Source organism: Streptomyces sp. AC627_RSS907, assembly GCF_019049165.1.
On the sequence record NZ_JAGMUE010000149.1, the window covers coordinates 1 to 17,388 of the forward strand.

General features: G+C 72.2%; 14 protein-coding genes and 2 pseudogenes. 8 read left to right on the forward strand and 8 right to left on the reverse strand.

Features of this window, described 5'->3' with window-relative positions; translation table 11 throughout:
* The first annotated feature begins 154 nt into the window (after positions 1 to 154).
* The 3 genes from KUM32_RS28595 (at position 155) to KUM32_RS28605 (ending at position 2,000) form a co-directional block, all read left to right on the forward strand.
* Positions 155 to 628, forward strand: a complete 474-nt coding sequence (locus KUM32_RS28595) for a MarR family winged helix-turn-helix transcriptional regulator (RefSeq protein WP_217144867.1) — start codon at positions 155 to 157, stop codon at positions 626 to 628.
* Positions 629 to 739: 111 nt separating this feature from the next.
* Entirely contained in the window at positions 740 to 1,075 is a 336-nt protein-coding gene (locus KUM32_RS28600; protein WP_254406277.1) for a hypothetical protein, read from the forward strand.
* A 481-nt stretch (positions 1,076 to 1,556) separates the two neighbouring features.
* On the forward strand, positions 1,557 to 2,000 hold the full coding sequence (locus KUM32_RS28605) for an ankyrin repeat domain-containing protein (protein WP_217144868.1): 444 nt from the start codon (positions 1,557 to 1,559) through the stop codon (positions 1,998 to 2,000).
* Positions 2,001 to 2,400: 400 nt separating this feature from the next.
* On the opposite strand, the pseudogene KUM32_RS43915 reads toward KUM32_RS28605, so the two are convergent.
* From KUM32_RS43915 to KUM32_RS28620, 3 genes and pseudogenes are all read right to left on the reverse strand, one after another.
* Positions 2,401 to 2,637: pseudogene (locus KUM32_RS43915) on the reverse strand (alpha/beta hydrolase); the annotation flags it as partial.
* 561 nt (positions 2,638 to 3,198) lie between these two features.
* A pseudogene (locus KUM32_RS28615) lies at positions 3,199 to 3,372 on the reverse strand (SDR family NAD(P)-dependent oxidoreductase); the annotation flags it as partial.
* A gap of 201 nt (positions 3,373 to 3,573) precedes the next feature.
* The gene (locus tag KUM32_RS28620) at positions 3,574 to 3,864 is read right to left on the reverse strand and encodes an Atu4866 domain-containing protein (RefSeq protein WP_217144871.1); all 291 of its coding nucleotides are present in this window, start codon (positions 3,862 to 3,864) and stop codon (positions 3,574 to 3,576) included.
* 470 nt (positions 3,865 to 4,334) lie between these two features.
* Between KUM32_RS28620 and KUM32_RS28625 the strand changes: the two genes are divergently transcribed.
* A complete protein-coding gene (locus KUM32_RS28625; RefSeq protein WP_217144872.1) occupies positions 4,335 to 5,522 on the forward strand; it encodes an alpha/beta hydrolase in 1,188 nt (395 codons plus the stop codon).
* A gap of 602 nt (positions 5,523 to 6,124) precedes the next feature.
* Here the strand turns inward: KUM32_RS28625 and KUM32_RS28630 are convergent.
* Entirely contained in the window at positions 6,125 to 8,305 is a 2,181-nt protein-coding gene (locus tag KUM32_RS28630) for an ABC transporter ATP-binding protein (RefSeq protein WP_254406278.1), read from the reverse strand.
* A 472-nt stretch (positions 8,306 to 8,777) separates the two neighbouring features.
* Here KUM32_RS28630 and KUM32_RS28635 point away from each other — a divergent pair, with 472 nt between their 5' ends.
* Positions 8,778 to 9,608 (forward strand): glycoside hydrolase domain-containing protein, encoded by an 831-nt coding sequence (locus tag KUM32_RS28635; protein ID WP_217144873.1) that lies wholly within the window; start codon positions 8,778 to 8,780, stop codon positions 9,606 to 9,608.
* A 243-nt stretch (positions 9,609 to 9,851) separates the two neighbouring features.
* Entirely contained in the window at positions 9,852 to 10,046 is a 195-nt protein-coding gene (locus KUM32_RS28640; protein ID WP_217144874.1) for a hypothetical protein, read from the forward strand.
* A gap of 636 nt (positions 10,047 to 10,682) precedes the next feature.
* Here the strand turns inward: KUM32_RS28640 and KUM32_RS28645 are convergent.
* Complete coding sequence (locus tag KUM32_RS28645) at positions 10,683 to 11,774, reverse strand: amidinotransferase (RefSeq protein ID WP_217144875.1); 1,092 nt, start codon at positions 11,772 to 11,774, stop codon at positions 10,683 to 10,685.
* Positions 11,775 to 12,300: 526 nt separating this feature from the next.
* Here KUM32_RS28645 and KUM32_RS28650 point away from each other — a divergent pair.
* On the forward strand, positions 12,301 to 13,554 hold the full coding sequence (locus KUM32_RS28650; protein ID WP_217144876.1) for a serine hydrolase: 1,254 nt from the start codon (positions 12,301 to 12,303) through the stop codon (positions 13,552 to 13,554).
* 763 nt (positions 13,555 to 14,317) lie between these two features.
* Here the strand turns inward: KUM32_RS28650 and KUM32_RS28655 are convergent.
* The 3 genes from KUM32_RS28655 to KUM32_RS28665 all read right to left on the reverse strand — a co-directional run bounded on the left by KUM32_RS28655 (position 14,318) and on the right by KUM32_RS28665 (position 16,361).
* Complete coding sequence (locus KUM32_RS28655; protein WP_217144877.1) at positions 14,318 to 14,935, reverse strand: SUKH-4 family immunity protein; 618 nt, start codon at positions 14,933 to 14,935, stop codon at positions 14,318 to 14,320.
* Between the two features lie 449 nt (positions 14,936 to 15,384).
* Positions 15,385 to 15,507 (reverse strand): hypothetical protein, encoded by a 123-nt coding sequence (locus KUM32_RS44775; RefSeq protein WP_302185192.1) that lies wholly within the window; start codon positions 15,505 to 15,507, stop codon positions 15,385 to 15,387.
* A 452-nt stretch (positions 15,508 to 15,959) separates the two neighbouring features.
* Positions 15,960 to 16,361 carry a hypothetical protein gene (locus KUM32_RS28665; RefSeq protein ID WP_217144878.1) on the reverse strand — a complete coding sequence of 134 codons (402 nt, stop codon included), beginning with the start codon at positions 16,359 to 16,361 and terminating at the stop codon, positions 15,960 to 15,962.
* 401 nt (positions 16,362 to 16,762) lie between these two features.
* Here KUM32_RS28665 and KUM32_RS28670 point away from each other — a divergent pair, with 401 nt between their 5' ends.
* Positions 16,763 to 17,275 (forward strand): MmcQ/YjbR family DNA-binding protein, encoded by a 513-nt coding sequence (locus KUM32_RS28670; RefSeq protein WP_217144879.1) that lies wholly within the window; start codon positions 16,763 to 16,765, stop codon positions 17,273 to 17,275.
* Positions 17,276 to 17,388 lie beyond the last annotated feature (113 nt).

A 17,388-nucleotide genomic window follows, 5' to 3' on the forward strand; every position in this document is an offset into this window, starting at 1 on the left:
GGGTGGGAGGCCGGGCTGCTCGCAGGGGGCATCGAAATCAGCTCCTTCACTTGCCCAGGCAAGTCTTTTCGCTTGCCTGGGCAAGTTGGAAAGTAGCTCATCAAGAGTTGCCTAGGCAAGTGATGCGAGGTGCTCGGGCACGTAGGATGGGCTCATGAACACCCAGTCACCCTGGCTCGACGACGACCAGCAGGACCTGTGGCAGGCACTCCTCACGGTCGTCATCGCCCTCCCGGCGGCCCTCGACCGCCAACTGCAGCGAGACGCGGGCATCTCTAACTTCGAGTACGGGGTGCTGGCCCGGCTGTCCATGGCCGACGAGGCCACGATGCGGCTCAGCGACCTGGCCCGGGTCTGCGACAGCACCCAGCCCCGCCTGTCGAAGGTGATGGACCGCTTCGAAGCCCGCGCCTTCGTCGCCCGCCGACCCGACCCCAGCGACGGCCGCTACACCCTGGCCACCCTGACCGACGCCGGCCGGCAGAAGCTCGTCGAGAGCGCACCGGAACACGTCGCGCAGGTCAAGCGGCTCGTTTTCGATCCGCTCAGCGCCGCTCAGCGCCGTCACCTCGGGGCGGCACTCACCCGCATCGCCGCCACCGTGCGCCGGGAACTCGAAGGAGGCTGAGCGTCGCACTCCGGCGGGGCCCGCACCGCGCTGTTGACGCGGCGGGCTACGCCTGCGGACTTCGGGGGCCGTGCGGCAGCGGCGGCCCCGCCGTCACCGAGGGGAGCAGAGATGAGCGGCATGAGCGCCAAGGTCACGATCAAGGACACGGTGGTCGCTTGCGCGGTCCTGGCCGATGCGAGCAACGCCTGCGACGCCGTCGACGAGGTGGTGGTGGCCGCGGACAGCTGGAAATCGGCCGTCGGCCTCATACGTGCGTGCGGGTACCGGAAGGTTCCCAGGCGTCCCGCCCGCACCGCCGTCGACCGCGACGCGGTGGACGTGGCGTTCGCGACCCCCGGCACGGTATTCCGCAAGCGTTTCGGAAGTGCGGCACCGTGGGTCCCGTACTCGGACGCGGCACGGGCGCACGCGACGGTCGCGGGCGGGGCGGGGCGGCGGCGCTGACCGGCCCTCCCGCGTACCGGCCCCGTGTACGGCGAGGATCTGTGCGTCCCCGCACCGACGCCGCCCAGCGGGCTGTCCCCCAGCCGGGTGGGGCGGGCGGCGCCGCGGACGGAACGCGGCATCCGCGTCAACGCCTGGCTCATCCGCCAGTTGCAGTCCCGGCCGGTGCAGAGGGCCGTCGGCCGTCTCGCGGCCCGGCACGGCCAGGACCCCGCCTCCAGCGGCGGCCGGAGGCGGGTGAGCGGGCCGTCGAGCGGGGCGGGGGCGCGGTCGACGGCACGGACCTCGACGCGGACGCGGCCGTAGCCGCCGGTGAATCCGCACGGCCGGTACGAGCGGGACACGAACGGCCGCCTGGGCCCGGACCAGGCCCTCTCCCCTTTGGGCAACCTCACTCCAGCCCTGTGCTGTGCCGGTGGCAATGATCAACGGACGGATATGAGTGGCTCCGGCGTGCCCCTGATCGCTAGCCTCGTCGGCTATGAAGCAGCGGCAGCGGAAGAAGCTCTCCCACCGCCTCTTCGAGGCGATCCTGTCAGGTGACGCCAGGTGCGTGAAGAACCTGCTGCGCAGCGGAGCGAGTCCGGAGGGAAGGAACGCCGACGGCACCACTCCTCTGTACCTGGCATCGGTGCAGGGAGAGGCCGAGGTGGCCCGCTTGCTCTTGGAGGCCGGGGCTCTCCCCGACACTGAAAGCAGGGGCCCCGGTTCGGAGGGCACACCGCTGTGCGCGGCGGCTTGCTGGGGACACACCGCAGCTGTCCGGGAGCTGCTGGCACACGGCGCCGATCCCAACCTCCGCGAGGACCACGGCGCGGGCTGGTCCCCGTTGGACTGGGCGGACCACGGCCCCCACCCCGACACTGCCGCAGTCCTCAGGGCGGCCGGAGCGCGCCGGACAACGAAAGCCCACCCGGCTCCGTAGTCCTGTCGGCCACACCGTCGCTGTGGTCGGCAGGTGTCCGCTTTCGGCACCCTCGGCGTCCGGCCGGCCCGTGGGTGAAGAGCCGGGATGTGACTGCCTCGTGCATGACGAGGCGGAGGCGCCGGCGGGCGACTTCATCGCGGGCCTGATCGATGCCGCCATGCAGGCGGACGACCCGGTGGAGGCCGTCGACGGCACAGGGGCGACCGGGGGTCGGGCTGGACACAGGTGCTCGTCGTCGCGAGGTGCGCTCGGGGAAAGCCGCTCCTGCCGTGCGTCGCCGGAGGCCTGCGCCGCGGTAGACGGCCTGCGCTGTCAGTGCCGCGCCGTCGGCCGCCAAGCACGACGTGCTCCTGGCGACGCGTTTCTGACGAAGCCTCCCGGGCGAGGGCGCCGTCCGTCACAGGCAGATGGTGTCGTTCTCCGGGACTGTCCCGTCGAGCAGGTACTTGTCGACCAGGCCGGTCAGGCAGCCGTTGACGCCGTAGGCGCAGTGTCCTTCACCGTCGACGGTGACGTGGACACCGACACCCTCACCCAGTTCGTCCGCCATCTTCTTGGCTCCCTCGTAGGGGGTGGCGGGGTCGCCGGTGTTGCCGATCACGAGGATGGGGCCCGCGCCGTCGTCCGCCACCTCGACGGCGAGGCACACGACCACCTGCGCAGACTCACCCGGGCGCCCCGGGAGCGCCGCGGTGTTCCCGCGGGGCACGACAAGACCAGTCCCCGGCTTCTGCGCCTGATCGACCGCCGGCCCGGCCCCCCGCATACGTCCTGGCACCAGGGCCTGTACGCCCGCGCCTGCTGTCGGAGCACAACAGGCCCTCGCCGCGACGGTGCGGGCACAGTAGCGAGGTCGTCGGCCTGACGCGGAAGGAGGGGGCGTCGGGACGGCGAGCCCGGCGTGCCGACCGCATCCGGCTCCTACTGGGCGTCGGCGGGCTGCGCGTTCGGCTTGCGCAGGCGGAGTGGCGGCCGGACGGGGCGTACGCCACATGAGGATGCCGAGGACGGGCAGCGCGGTGGCGCGGAGGTCAGGCGGCGTCGTACTCGACCCGGGCGAGGGTCGCGGTGACAAGAGCGAAGCAGACCCAGTCGATCCGTCCGTCAGCGATCCAGGCGGTGGTCTGCCGGGTGTTCCGTTGGTGGGTCATGCCGCTGTCCGTCCTCCTCAAGGGGCGCCCCTCGGCGCGATGTCGGCGCTGCCGTCGGCTGCCTGGATGTTCCCGGTGAGTTCTTCGAGCCGTTCGGTGCGTCGGGCTCCGAGCACCACATGGTGGCCTCGTTCGGCGAGCAGTTCGGCGGTTGCCTCACCGATACCGCTGCTGGCGCCGGTGACGAGGACGATCTTCTGGCTGGTGGAAGGGCTCATGGACTCGGACTTTCCTCCGGAGTGGTGGCGACCGACGTGGCGGGTCGTTCCTCGCACCGCGTCGGCTGCACAGGGCGAGACGGCGTCGCGTTGTCGTTCGACGGACTGGCTGGGGCTGTCGCGACCGGTCGTGCCGCCGTCGGGCGGCGGGCGATCGCGTGCCGGGTGTGGCGGCTCAGGCCACGTGCAGTCGGGACCCGGTCATGGCCGGGCTCCCTGCCGGGCGCGCGGGTCGTTCTCGCGGTAGAGCACGAGGTGTTCGTGGAAGAGAACGCCGTCGCGGACGTCGCCGGTGGCGGTGAATCCGGTGTCGTCGACGTAGTCGAGGTGGCTGCCGGTGACGGTGTAGCGGCCGGTGTAGGCGCTCCGGCGGTTGCCCCGGGCCTCGTCGTAACGGCCGTTCGGCAGCAGTTCCTGGCGGATGCAGCCGTCCGCGGTCACCCACATCCCCACGTACGCGTGTGGATCGCGGGGCGTGTCGTTGTCGGTCATGGCTCCACCTTCGGCCCTGCGGCGGGACGCAACCAGGTCGCCGTCCCCCCGGGTGGGCGCTTCCTGGGTGCGGCGCACCCACCGTCGCGAGCGGCGGGAAGGTACGACGGCGGCACGGCGGACGGACGCGGCCGGGGCCGTCGACGGCGGGTGGAGGGTGCCGCCCGGTTCCGAGCCGTTACGACCCCGGGGCCGGACGACGCGGTGCTCCGAGGATCGGGTGCCGGCTCTCGCTCACCACCGCGCCCGCAGGTGCCCTCGGGCGCGGTGGGCCACCCGGCGCACCGCGACCACGGCCACGGCCGCCTCCGCGCGGCTCGCGCGCGGCCGGACCGGCCGGCCGGTACGCTCGCGCACTGCCTCCGGCCGCCCGGGGGAGACCGGCATCCGACCTGGGGTGTACGGCTCCGGCAGTGGTTGGGACCGCGGAAGGACGCGGGGCCCGGAGCCGGGACCGTAGCGTCTCCGGCATGAACAAGCTGACCAGGGCGGCCGCCGCCGCCCTCCTCGCCTGCGCGGTCGCGTTACCGGCCACCGCCACCGCCACCGCCGCACCGGCCTCCCCACGCACCGCCACGACCACCTCGGACCGGCCGGCCGAGCGCATGCGGCTGCCGGCCCCCACCGGGCCGTACGGGGTGGGGAGTTCCGTCCTCCACCTCGTGGACCACTCCCGCACCGACCCCTGGGTGCCCGAGGCCGACGGCCGGGAACTCATGGTCACCCTGCACTACCCCGCGTCCGCCCGGCACACACCGGGCCGCCCCGCCCCGTACGCCACCCAGGAGGAGGCCCGGCTGCTGCTGGAGGGTGTGCAGGTCGAGGACCCGGCGTCGGTGCGGCAGGTGGCACGGGCCCGCACGCACAGCGCGGTGGACGCGCGTCCCGCTCCGGGGCGGCACCCGCTGGTGGTGCTCTCGCCCGGCTTCGGCATGCCGCGGTTCACCCTCACCAGCCTCGCCGTGGACCTGGCCTCCCGCGGCTACGTCGTCGCCTCGCTCGACCACGCCTACGAGTCGTCCGGTACGTCGGTGCCGGGCGGGCGCACCCTGACCTGCGTCGCCTGCACCGTCATGGAGGAGAACGACTGGACCAAGGGCCACCTGGTGACCGGGGCCCGCGCCGCCGACACCCGGTTCGTCCTGGACCGGCTGACCGGCCCCCGGCCCGCGTGGCGGTACGCGTCCTCCATCGACCGGACGCGGATCGGCATGGCCGGCCACTCGGTCGGCGGCGCGAGTGCCGTCAGCGCCATGGCCACCGACCGGCGTATCGACGCCGGGGTGAACATGGACGGCACGTTCTGGGACACGCTGCCCGCCGACGGGCTGGGCCGACGTCCGTTCCTGCTGCTGGGCACCGACGAGTTCCACCGGCCTGGCGGCGAGGACACCTCCTGGGACACCACCTGGGCGGCCCTGAGCGGGGAGAAGCACTGGCTGACCGTTGACGGCGCCGACCACCTCGGCTTCTCCGACGCGCCCGTGCTCCTGGGCCACTTCGGTCTCCCCGGCGGTGACCTCCCGGCCGACCGCGCGGTGACCGTCACCCGCGCGTACGTCGCCGCCTTCTTCGACGAGCACCTGCGGGGCAGGGACCAGCCGCTCCTGGACGGCCCGGACCCGGCCCACCCGGAGGTGCGGTTCCACCGTCCCTGAGCCCGGAAGCAGGAGAGCCGGCGCAGGGCGGGTCCGCCACGGGGCCCGCCCTGCACCGGAGCACCGGCCCCACGGCGTACGACCACGCGCGTGTCCCGTGGGGGCGCGACCCCGGCAGGATTCTCGCGGAGGTCTCACCGGGCTGCTCGCGGTCCCAGGAGCTCGTCGCCTCAGCCGGCGTCCGCCGTCGCGTCCTTGCCGACCGGTCAGCGGGTGCGAACGCGTTCCCTTCACCGGACAGGGGCGGACAGCGGGGCGGGGCCGGTGGCCGGGGTGGTGCGGCGGGCCGGGTCGGGCAGGATCGTGGCCAGGCCGGGACCGTTTTGGACGGTCCGTCGCAATACGGCGTGGTCCCAGCCCGCCCGCACGCCGGCGAGCCGCCACCCGCCCTGCAGGCCCGGCGAGACAGGCCACTGGCCGTCGGTCGCCCTCCGGTGAGCGTCTGCGGAGTGCTCGTGAGCACGCCTGACCAGGCGGCTCCGGGGACGTACGAGGATCGCTCCCCGGATCGGCAGAGGGTGACTACCGCCCTGCTGCCGGCCGGGAATCGCGGCCACCCCGTGGTGGCCGACGCCGGTGAGACGGTCGGACGTCGCGGTGGGTCAGCTCGCCGTCTCGTGGTCGGAGGGCTGGATGCCGCGGGGGCCGGGAAGCGTGTCGGCCGTCGCAGCGAGCCCGTACTGGGCGGCCTGGGCGGTGAACATGCCGTGATACAGGCCGTCTTGGCGGGCCATCAGGTCCGCGTGCGTGCCGTCCTCGACGACGCGCCCCTGATCGAGGACGTAGATGTGGTCGGCCTTCATGGTCGCGGCCAGCCGGTGGGTGACGAGCACGACCGCGTGCCCCTCCTGCGCCAGGGACCACAGCCCCTCGAACGCGGCGATCTCCGCATGCGGATCCAGAGCGCTGGTGGGCTCGTCGACCAGCAGGAAAGGCGCCCGCCTGTACCGAGTTCGAGCGGTACCCAGCTTCTGCCACTGTCCGCCCGAGAGCTGGACACCGCGCTCGTAGCCCTTGAACACGATCGAGTCCCAGCCGTGCGGCAGGCCTTCGATCAGGGTGAGCACGTCCGAGGCCCGGGCGGCGTCGCGGACGCGGTCCATGTCCCGGGGGCGGTCACCGGCGCCGATGGCGACGTTGGCGGCGGCGGTCATCTCCCAGCGGGGGAAGTCCTGCGCCAGCACGCCGACCGAGGCGAACACCTGGGCGCGGTCCGCCTCGCGGAGCTCGACCGGCCCGCCCGCTCCTCCCTCCCACCACACGTTCCCCTCCGTCGGAAGGAGAAGCCCGGCCAGCACCTTCGTCAAGGTGGTCTTCCCCGACCCGTTCGCACCCACCAGGGCCGTCACCTTCCCCCGGGGGACCCGCACGCTCACGCCCTGCAGGGCGGGGGAGTCGGCTCCGGGATAGGTGAACGACAGTCCGTCCGTCCGCACCTCCCGCACGGGCACGGGCAGGGGAGTGCCGGAGCACGGGATCGCGTTCTCCGCCGCCACCTTGATGGCGTCCTCCGTGTCGGTGAGGAACAGCAACTCCTCGTACAGCCGGTTGACCTGCTGCACCAGGGAGGTGAGCCGTGCCGTCGAGGTGCGGATGGCGATCACCGCGGTCCCGCCGACTGCCAGCGGCAGCCCTCCACTGGCCAGCAGCCACCACAGCACTCCGTAACAGGCCAGCGACGCGAGACCGGCGAAACCGCCCGCGACCAGGTCCGTGGAGGCCTGCGCCCGGGCGAGTCGCCGCTGCTCCGCCTCTGTCTGGCGGGACATCTCCTCGTAGCTGGAGAGCAGTTTCGTGCCGGCGGCGTGGACGCGGATCTCCCCGGCGGCGTGCGGGCGGGTCAAGTAGGCCAGGAGGGAGGCGATCGCCCTGCGGTGGTCGACCCAGGCCAGGCGGGAGAGGTAGTCGCGTCGCGCGGAGCGGACCGCCCCCCATCCCTTGGGCAGGGCGATCGCCAGCAGCATCGGCAACAGCATCCAGTGCAGCGACGCCAGGACCACGGCGGCCGCCGCCATACCGATGAGCACGTTCCCCACGCCGACCGACAGCCGGAGCATGTTCCGGGCGGAGTCGGTGCCGAACCTGCCCGCCTCCAGGACCCGCTGGACCTCCGGCCGCTCGGTGGCCTCCACCTCCACGCCGGTGACGGCCGTGTAGTACCGGGCGGAGACCGCCCGCTCCACCTGTGGCTCCAGCCGGCCGGACATGGCCGTCGACCACGCCGACAGCAGCGCGGTGGCCATCGCCGTGGTGGCGAGTACCGCCAGCGACGGCAGCGCGTCGCGGAGCTTGTCCGCGGTCGGACCGTCGGCGAACAGCCGGGTGAGGACGCTGTTGACCGCCAGCAGTCCCCATCCGGCCGTCACGCCTTGCCCGAGCTGTGCCGCCACGACCCCGGCGAGTGCCCGCCGGTCCGCGTCCCAGCCGGTGCGCAGCACCATGCCGGCCATCCGCGGCAGCGCCGCCGCCATGTGCCCGAACCCCAGCCGGGTCAGTGGGCCTTCGTGGCGGACGAATGCGTGGTCGTAGCGCAATCGACCCCCGTACAGCTCACGTTCCGCGCCCGAGATGCCGTCCGTGGGCGTGGCCTTCGGCGGGTTCTCCGCCTTGTCGTTGTCTGGTGCGACCGACGTCAATGTGTTCCCCCTCGTGGACGGGCCGGCGCTGTCCACGTGCCCAACGACGCCGCCGCGATTTCGAACACCTGTCTTTCGGTCGGGTTGGGCACCCTGGGATTGAGCGGTTCCTTGAAGGTGTGCAGTGCACCGACCCTTGCGGCGCATGAGTGCGCGGCGGAGGCGGATTGGCCGAAACGAGCGGCTCAGGACTGCTCGCGTGCCCCGGGCCGGAGCCGGGTGTCACCCGTGGAGAGTTCGATGAGTCCGCGGCTGGAAACCGGCGCCGGGGCCCCGTACTGGCACGTGGCCAACGTGGACGAGCTCATCGCCCCCGGCCGCCGGTCAAGTGGTCGTCCACGCCCTCGTCGCGGCCGGTACTTCAAGTCCCAGCACCTCCACGCGGCAACGCTTATGGGGTCACGCGGCAGGCGCATCGGATCGCGGATCGCGGATCGCGCGCAAGGGAGTCGAGCCCAGCGAGCGACTGGGCCGCCCGCCGCAGGCCGACTCCCTGGCACTTTTCGGACCCGCCGCCCTCCCCGCTGCTCCCAACGGCTCGTCCGCCCACCACGTGGGGCACGGTCTAAGCTGGGCGGGCTCCGGGGAGCCGGAGCCGGATCGTATATGGGGTGGGGAAATGCCGAAGCACCGGTTGTCCAGAAAAGGCCGCTACATAGCCATGGCCACGACAGGTGTCGTCGTCGTGGCCGGCGGCGGGATCGTGGCGCAGACCTCGATGGCCGCTACGGCGTGGCCGGCGCAGAAGACCTACACGGGCCGGGCGTTCGACGCCTGCACGGCGCCTTCGCTCACCGCGATGAAGGCGTGGAAGAAGGACGCCTACTACGGCGGCGTCGCGGTCTACGTCGGCGGCAGGAACCGCGGCTGCGCCCAGCCCAACCTGACCAAGTCCTGGGTGAAGTCGGTCGACACACTCGGCTGGCGGGTCATCCCCCTGTACGTCGGCGCCCAGCCGCCCTGCCAGAAGAGCCGGAACAAGGAGAGGTTCACCGCGGCCACCGCGGCCTCGGTCGGGGCCGCCAACGCCAACGACGCGATCGCCAAGGCCTCGGCCCTCGGCATGAAGGCCGGCAGCCCGATCTACCTCAACATGGAGTCGTACGACATCGCCGACAAGGCGTGCAACGACGCCACCCTCACCTACGTGCGCTCCTTCACCAAGACCCTGCGCGCCAAGACCTACCGCGCCGGCCTCTACGGCTTCAGCAGCTCCAGCGCCAAGGCCATCGCCACCGCCAAGAACCGCACCGACCTGCCGGGCAACCTCTGGTACGCCCTGTGGAACGGCCAGGAGACCACCACCAAGGACTGGCCCTGGAACCCCAAGCTGTACACCGACCACAGCCGCGGCCACCAGTACAAGGCCAACAGCAAGGAGACCCGCGGCGGTCACACCATCACCGTCGACCGCAACGCCTGGGACGCCCCGGTCGCCATCATCCGCTGATCGGCCGGAAGGACGCCGCGACGCCGGCGCGCGTCGTGTCCGCCGTGCTGTACCTCGCGACGGCGGCGAGGCTGACTCCAGGGGGCCGACCGCGGCCCAGGGGCGCCTCGGCATGCGGTGATCGGTTCCACGGGTGCGCTGCCGGATCACCCCGGGCGGCTGGACGGGCAACTGAGAGCCGTGCGGTCGACCGCGATCAGGAGGCGTCGAAGCAGGGGTGCGCTGGTAGGGGAGAATGCGGTCATGGCGAAGTGCAAGAAGTGCGGTGCGCGCAAGCGCAGTTGGCCCCGTTCCTGCTCCCGGTGCCGCCGCTCGGAGTCGGACTGGACGGACACCGCTGCGGACGCCGCCGACCTGGCCGAGGCGGGAGGACTGCTCGCTTGGATCTGGCGGGGCGTTACGGGGTTCGCGCGGCTGGCGCTGCGTGCGCTCGACTGACCGGTCCCGTGCACGTCACCGGGCAGGCCCACGTCGCTCCTGGTGGCCCACACCGGTGGTGGGGGCGCGCGGCTGTGGGGCGGGCCGCCACAGTGCCGGGCGTCGTTCCCGGCGACGCGGTGCCCGGCCGGGCGGCCGCCTTGGCGCCTTGCGCGCCGGGGGCCGGGGCCACCAGGCGTACGCCTCGGGAGCCTCGCCTCCGGGGCCCGGCCAGATCTCGTCGAGCGCACGGCGGGTCTCGGACGGCAGGGACAGGTGCGGGGCCCGCAGCGAATCGGTCGGCTGCTCGGGGGCGCGGTCCGACGATGGTGGCCGCGACCGCCGGGTTGTGCGGGAGCCGGGCCGGCGCGACGTCCGCAGGCCGCTCGCCGAGTTCCGCGCACAGGGCTTCGTGGCGTTCGAGCCGCGGCCGGTACCGACCGCGCCACCAGCCACTCCGGGCTCGCCCCCTGACGCTGACGGTTATGCGAACGTGCCGGTTGTGAAGGCCAACCGTCAGCGCTCTTCACCACGGCGCCCGCCACCTGAGCCCGGCCCCGGGACGCGCCCTCGCCGCGGGCGCGGAGCAGGGCCGGCCGTCGCGACACGGACGACCGGCGGGTCGTCACCGCGCCTGGGGAGCACCGCCGTACTCGATCAGTCGAAGTACGACTCGAGCGTGCCTCGACGCCGGATGTCGAGTGTCGCGCAGTGGAACGAGCCGCCGAACGGCGCGTAGTGCATCAGATCGCACGGGATCGGCTCGAACCCCCATTTCTCGAGGGCGCGCAGCATGTCGGTGTGGTGCCGCTCCGCGACCACCCGCTTCTCGCCGATCATGAGAACGTTCATGCTGAGCCACTTGCCGCACATTGAGGTGATCTTGAGCAGGCGCTCGTCGACCGGGTTGGGCTCCGGCGCGCGGAGGACGTCCCACGACCGCAGGACTCCGGGCAGGCGGTCGGTGTCGACGTACTCGGGATTGACCAGCACCTTGCCCGGCGCGAGCAGGGCGAACGTCGTGTCGATGTGCATCGGTGTACGGCAGCGGCTCTCGATCTCGTGGATCCGGTAGCCGGGACCGAGATGGCGGCGCAGCCAGTCGATGCCCATCCGGTTGGTGACATTGCTCCTTGTCACGAACAGGTCGCGTCCGGCGCGTACGAGATCCGCCGCGTCGAAGACCGGCTCGAACTCGGTGAGGATGTAGCGCATGGGCTCGCCGGCCGCGGGGGGACGGAAATCCGCCTCGAACAGTTCGTCGGTGAGCTGCGGTTTCGGCGCTGCCGTCCAGCGCGCGCCGCGCCGGAAGTAGTCCTTGAGGAGCGGTCGGTAGGAGTGGGTCTCGAAATACCGGCACGGCCATGCCATCGGGGTTTCGATGATCTCGTCGCCGACCACGAGCATGCTGTCCCGCGGGCAGGTGTTGCAGAACCCGCCCGACGACCAGTCGGGCGTGCCGAACCGCTTCCTGTGGTCGACCGCTTCCGGCCGTCTGACCGTGATGCCGAGGGACTGCAGGAGAGCGATGAACTGGTCGAGCTCCCGCTGCGCCCGCTCGATCAGCACGCGCGGATACCTGAAGCCGGCGGCAAGCCGCTGCAACCGCCCGGCCCATGGCGGGATGTTGCAGGTGACGACCGGGTGGTTCGAGGGGATCGTCGCGCCGTCGAGACGCCCGACGATGACTTCCTCCAGCGGGTCCCACTCGTTGTGCGAGTTGACCGGCGCATGTGTCGGCGTGTTCATGGAGTTCACCTTCGTTGTCACCAGTGCGCCTTCTGGTTCGCTGACAGTTGCGGGGCCCACCGCCGAGGGTCTCGGTGCCGTGGTTCCAGCTGCGAACCGCGACTGAAACGGCTTTCGGGCGCGGAAGCCGTGACCTGCGAGGAGCCGGGACCGGTGGAGCCGCAGGATCCTGCCGGCTGCCTCGCCGGTCTCCTTCGCGACCCGGCGCTCCCCGTGAAGTCACCTCCAAGGGCGCCGGCGCCGACCGGGACCGTCCGCTCCTTCGGGCACTCCGACCGTAGCGACACGGCGACACGGTGCGGGCTCACTGCCCCGGTGTGGAATCCCGATTCATTCCATCGGGGGCCGCGCCGGTCCCTGTGCCGGTACCGCGGGGTCTCGGGGCGGGCCTGTCGGGGGCCTGTCGCAGGCCTGTCGCGGGCGTATCGAAAAGCGCATACGCCACCGCAACGGTCATCCGTCTTCAGTGGAGCCATGGACCACCGCGTATCCACGGTCGGTCCGGCGATCAGGAAGGGACGTGATCATGGACTCGGATTCCGTACGTGGGGTTGACCGGCGGCGGCTGCTCAGGTGGGGTGGTCTGGCGGCCGCGGGCGTGGCGGCGGCCGGTGCGCAGCCGGCGGACGCTCACCCCGGCCGCGCCGTCCCCGCTTCGACGGATCCCCACGCCATCCCGCCGGACACCCGGCCCGGTGGGGCCTACGACCGGTACGTGGCGCGGCTGGCCGCCGAGGACAAGTTCTCCGGCGTGGTGCTGCTGTCGCACCGGGGCCGGACGGTGCTGTCGCGCAGCTACGGCATGGCCGACAGGGAGAAGGGGATCCGCAACCACGAGGGCGTCGCGTTCAACCTCTCCTCGGCGGGCAAGCCGTTCGGCGCGGTGGCCGTCTTGCAACTGGCGCAGCGGGGCGAGGTGAAGCTGTCGGACACGGTGGGCACCTACCTGACGGGCTTCCCCGAGGAGATCGCCGAGAAGGTGACCATCCACCACCTGCTCTCCGGCACCTCCGGGCTGAACACCCCGGAGGAGGACCTGCAACGCGTCTTCCAGAGCCGGGAGGAGGTGCACGAGTTCTACGAGCGGTGGGCCAGGCAGGCGAAGCCGGTGGCCGCCCCCGGCACTCCCACCGACCACGCCGGTGCCGAGGTCGCCATCCCCGCGCTGATCGTGGAGGCCGTGACCGGCATGACGTACTGGGACTACGTCGAGGAACACATCTTCGCTCGTTGCGGCATGACCGGCACAGCGTTCTACACCAGGCCGCAGTGGCTCACCGACGCGCACATCGCGCACTCGTACATGCGGCAGGCCGACGGCAGCCGGGTGGACGCCGTCCGCAACCTGGACAAAGGCAGCCCGGACCCGCTCCAGCCAGGCAAGAACCCGGCCCGCGGCTTCATCGATCCTCCCGGGGACGGCGGCTTCGCCACCGCGCCGGACCTGGTCCGGTTCGCGCACGCGCTGGGCGACGGCACGGTACTGGACCGGCCCTACGCCGAGCTGTTCACCGGGGCCAAGATCCCCCTCGCCCCGCAGGGCGGCGGCCTGCGGGGCGGCCGGGCCACCCCCGCCGACGCGTCGTTCGCGGCCTACATGATGCCGGTGAGCCTCGTCAACGGCCAATGGGTGAACGGGCGGGCCGGTGTCAACCCCGGCAGCGTCGCCAGTTGGAACATCTACCCGGACACCGGTTGGGTCGGTGTCATCCTCGGCAACTACGACGACGTGCCGTTCCAGGAGATCATCCAGCGGGAGATGCAGGCCGTCATCGGTTGACGCCGACCGCCCGGGCTCCGGCGAGGCCGGCGAGAGGAGCCGGTCCGCTGTGTCCGAGGTCGTCGGGCATGACAGCCCCACCAGCGAGCGGACCGGGCCGTCCGCACACAGCACCGCGTCGGTCGGCTCGAACAGCGCATCCGGGATGCCGGACACCGACGGCGACGTGCCCAGGACGGCGGGGAGGACCCGGACGGCGACAAGGCGCCGAACCAGCGCGAGGTACAGCTCAGGTCCTCACTCGTGCGGGCGGACACCGACGGCGACGGACCGGCCGACGGAGCGGAGCCGGCCCGGTACGCGAGTCCGGATCGGGCCGGGCCCGCGTGCCGCGGAGTCCGCCTTCGACGTGACGCGGTCCGCGCACGCAACGCCTGGAGCCTGGCGCTGATCTGCGTACGCGACGCCGGACGGGCCGAAGCTGGAAGCGGACGACCCCGCGGGACCGGGCGACGTACCAGGCGCTGCGAGGCGTCGGCGTGATCGTGGATCAGCCGAAGGACGACGGACGCCGCCCCACCCCCACGGGCCCGGCACGCCGCGCCACGCCTCAGCCCCCCGGGCGGCTGGGAACCACATCAGCGCCCCGCACACGCTGCCCAAGGCCCGAGCCGGCCGGCCTTCCACGCGACACGACGCGCCACTGGGCCGGGGCCGGGCTGAGTGCGGAGCGGTCGGGCAGGACGAGGAGGAGACCGGTTCGCAGGAAGGCGGCCGGCACACCGCACCGACCGCGCGGTTCGTGGGCGACATCGGCCGGCGATCACCCGTAGAGCGAGCGGGCTCCCGGGCTGTTGCCCCTGAAGCGCAGGCCCGCGGCGATCTCCTCGCCGACCACCGACCAGACGGTCTCGTCGTCCTGGAAGGGGAGCGGGTCCATGCTGCTCGTCTCCTGACGGACACGCGCGACCTCGCGGTCCAGACGCTCAAAGTCGGCTTCCTCGTCGCCGTCGTCGCCGCTGAAGGTGAACTCCTCGAGCAGGCACTGGAACCGGAGGGTCACCTGGAGGAGGGAGGAGACGTCCGTGTGGAGCTCCCGCACGGTCTCCTCGTCGGCGTCGAAGGCGTGCACCTTGCCGGAACCGGGGTCGAGAGCGAGGTGGGCGTTGAGCAGCCAGCCGATGACGGGCCATTCGCCCGCGCCCTGCGAGGCGTCCTCGAAGTCCCCGGCGTCGACGACGTCCTGGACGAGGGGCAGGCGACCGAAGTCCTCGTCGGGCTCACGCAGCCGGAGCGTCCCGGTGGGAACGCCGACGGTCTGCAGGAGGCGGGCGCCCTCGGTGTCCGCGCTGAAGGGCGGGAAGGCGGTGGCGGGCAGCGTCGCGAGCCGGTCCTCGCCGAAGATGTCCGCGAGCTCTCTGCGGGTCACGTCGAAAAGCACTGCCGAAACTCCCAACTCGGCGCGGCACAGGCGCCGTGGTACGCGTGGTGGAGGGAAGCGGACACAACAACAGCGTCCCGGATCAAGGCCCTCCCGGCGGCTCCGCCGGTCGCGCCGCGTCCTGGGCACCGGCCCTGTGGGCGCTACCCAGCCTCCCACGCCGAATATGCCGAACACGCCGAGATCGACGGTCCACTGTGAGGGACCGAGCGCGCCGGTTGCCGCCCCCGGGAAACCACCGCCGCGACCCTGGAGGGCTTCCAGGAGGCAGGCGTCGCCGTCTCCGGCGCCGCCCCAGCGCAGGAGGACCCGCCACCGCGCCGACCCGACCTGGCCTTGACCGTACCGGGGCACGGTCGGGCAGCTCGGTCACCGCGCGCCGGGCGCGGACCACCGACGCGACGTGGCCCCGGTAGAAGGCGAGAGCCGCCCGGCCGGTGTGTCCGGCTTCAGGCGCTCACGGCTTCCCGGACCATCGCGAGGAAGTCCTCCGTCTGCGGATGCGTGGGGTGGGCGGGTCGGGCGAGGTAGACCGTGGCGGCAGGGGCCAGCACCCGGGACACAGCGGACACCCGGGTGTCCGTGAGCCCGACGGTGGCCGAGGAGTCCCTGCCCCTCTACGGGCCCTTCTTCGCCGGCATGGAGGAGGTCCCGGCGGCCCGTGTCGTGACGGCGTACGTCCGCTCGGTCGAGGACGCCCAGACTGGGCAGGTCCACCGGGAACACGCGGTTCACCGCGACGGGCCGACATGGCGTCACAGCCGGCTGACCTGCGGGCATGATCAGCTGAGAGGAGGTGAGTCGGCGCCTGAAAAAAATGTGCCGCATGGCTGAGCCGCCACGGGGGAAGACCTCACGTCCCGCGCGGTCGCGGCGCCGGAAGCTCCCCCCGACCAGCTCCAGCAGCTTGCTTTGCTCGGATTCGACTGGGCGCGGGCGTAGCCCGCCCCACAGCCGGCAGCGCATCCGCAGTGGCGGAAGCCGGCACTCGCGCCGTCGGCCGCCCGGTACGTCAGGGCAGACGTCAGTCCGCGATCCATCCCGTGCTGGCGTTCACGCCCCTGAACTGGATGTAGTACTCGGCGCCCTCGGTCGTGTTGTGGTGGATGACCGTCCATTTGCCTCTTTCGGCACGGACCGGTTCGCCGCACCACGTACGACCGCACACTATGACCGTGCGGTCGTGATTGGTCTTGATGTTGATGTCGTTGCACGGTGAACCGTAGGCAACCCGCGTGTAGCCCGACGGGGGCCAGAAGGCGTTGCTGGAGCTGTCCCTCGCCGGGGCTGACTGGTAGTCGAACGCCCAGTCGCCGAGGCAGGTGTCAGCGCTCTGTTCCGCAGCAGCGTGGGCGGGTACGAGACCCACTCCGAAAGCCACTACGACGCCGGCCAGTAACGACGTGATCCGCTTCGTTCTCTTCATCTTCTGCCCCTCGGTGAGCCGTTGGAGGACAGGCAGTGCCGGCCCCTTTGGTCTGCCGCTCGTGACGGCACGTACAAAAGCTAGGCCCCGCACTCAAGGACGACATCCAGCAGGAGTTTCTTTCCGTGTCCACCCGGCGCGGTAGCCGAGGTACGAAGTCCGCTCGAGCGTCTACCTCCCTGGGTTGAGGCAGCGAGGACATACGGCGGAGGTTGGATGAGCATGGAACCCGGCGTAGCTGGCGGACCGGCAGCCGCACTGTGCGGCACCGCGCACGGCATGTACACCGGCACAGGGCCCGCCGAGCAGCTCCGTGAAGATCCCATGAGCCCGTAGGGGAACCGGGCCCGCCCGGGGCGGTGCTGCGCACCGTACGGCACCCGTGTCCGGGCGGAGCGACGATGACGATCACCGGGAAGCGGCTCCAGGACATCACCACGGACGATCCCGACGAGCAGATCATCACCGTCAAGGCCGAGCCCGACCGCGCCCGGTACCTGCGGCAGGAGCACGACTGCGTCACTCCCGGGCGGTACCTCGACAAACGGCACTGGATCTCCGTGGGCGCGGGTCAGGGCATCACCACGGGGACGGTGCGGGATCTCGTCGGCCATTCCTACGACCTCGTCCTGGACTCGGTGCCGCGCAAGCGGCGGCCCGGGAAACGGGACAGTAGCCGGGGCACGGCCGGCGGATGCGATCGCGGTCGCCCCGGCCACCTTCGACACGTACTGGAGCTGCTCGGCGGCGGCCATCGGGCTGTGCCGCGCGCCGCGGGCCTGTGCCGCACGGGCGCGTGCGCTGGGGTCCGGACGCGTGAAGGGGGTACGAGGGGGCGTTCCCGCCGCGGGGCCGCCCTCAGGGTGCCGAACCACCCGGGCGCCAGCCCCGGCGCCGGGCGCGGGGGAGGGTGAACGCGACGAAGCCCGTGACGAGGACGGCCACCCCGGCGGCCGCGGTGACGGCGATGGCGGTGGTGCGGCCGGAGTGCGCCTCGGGGGGAGGCATGCGGAGGCTGTCCCGGTGG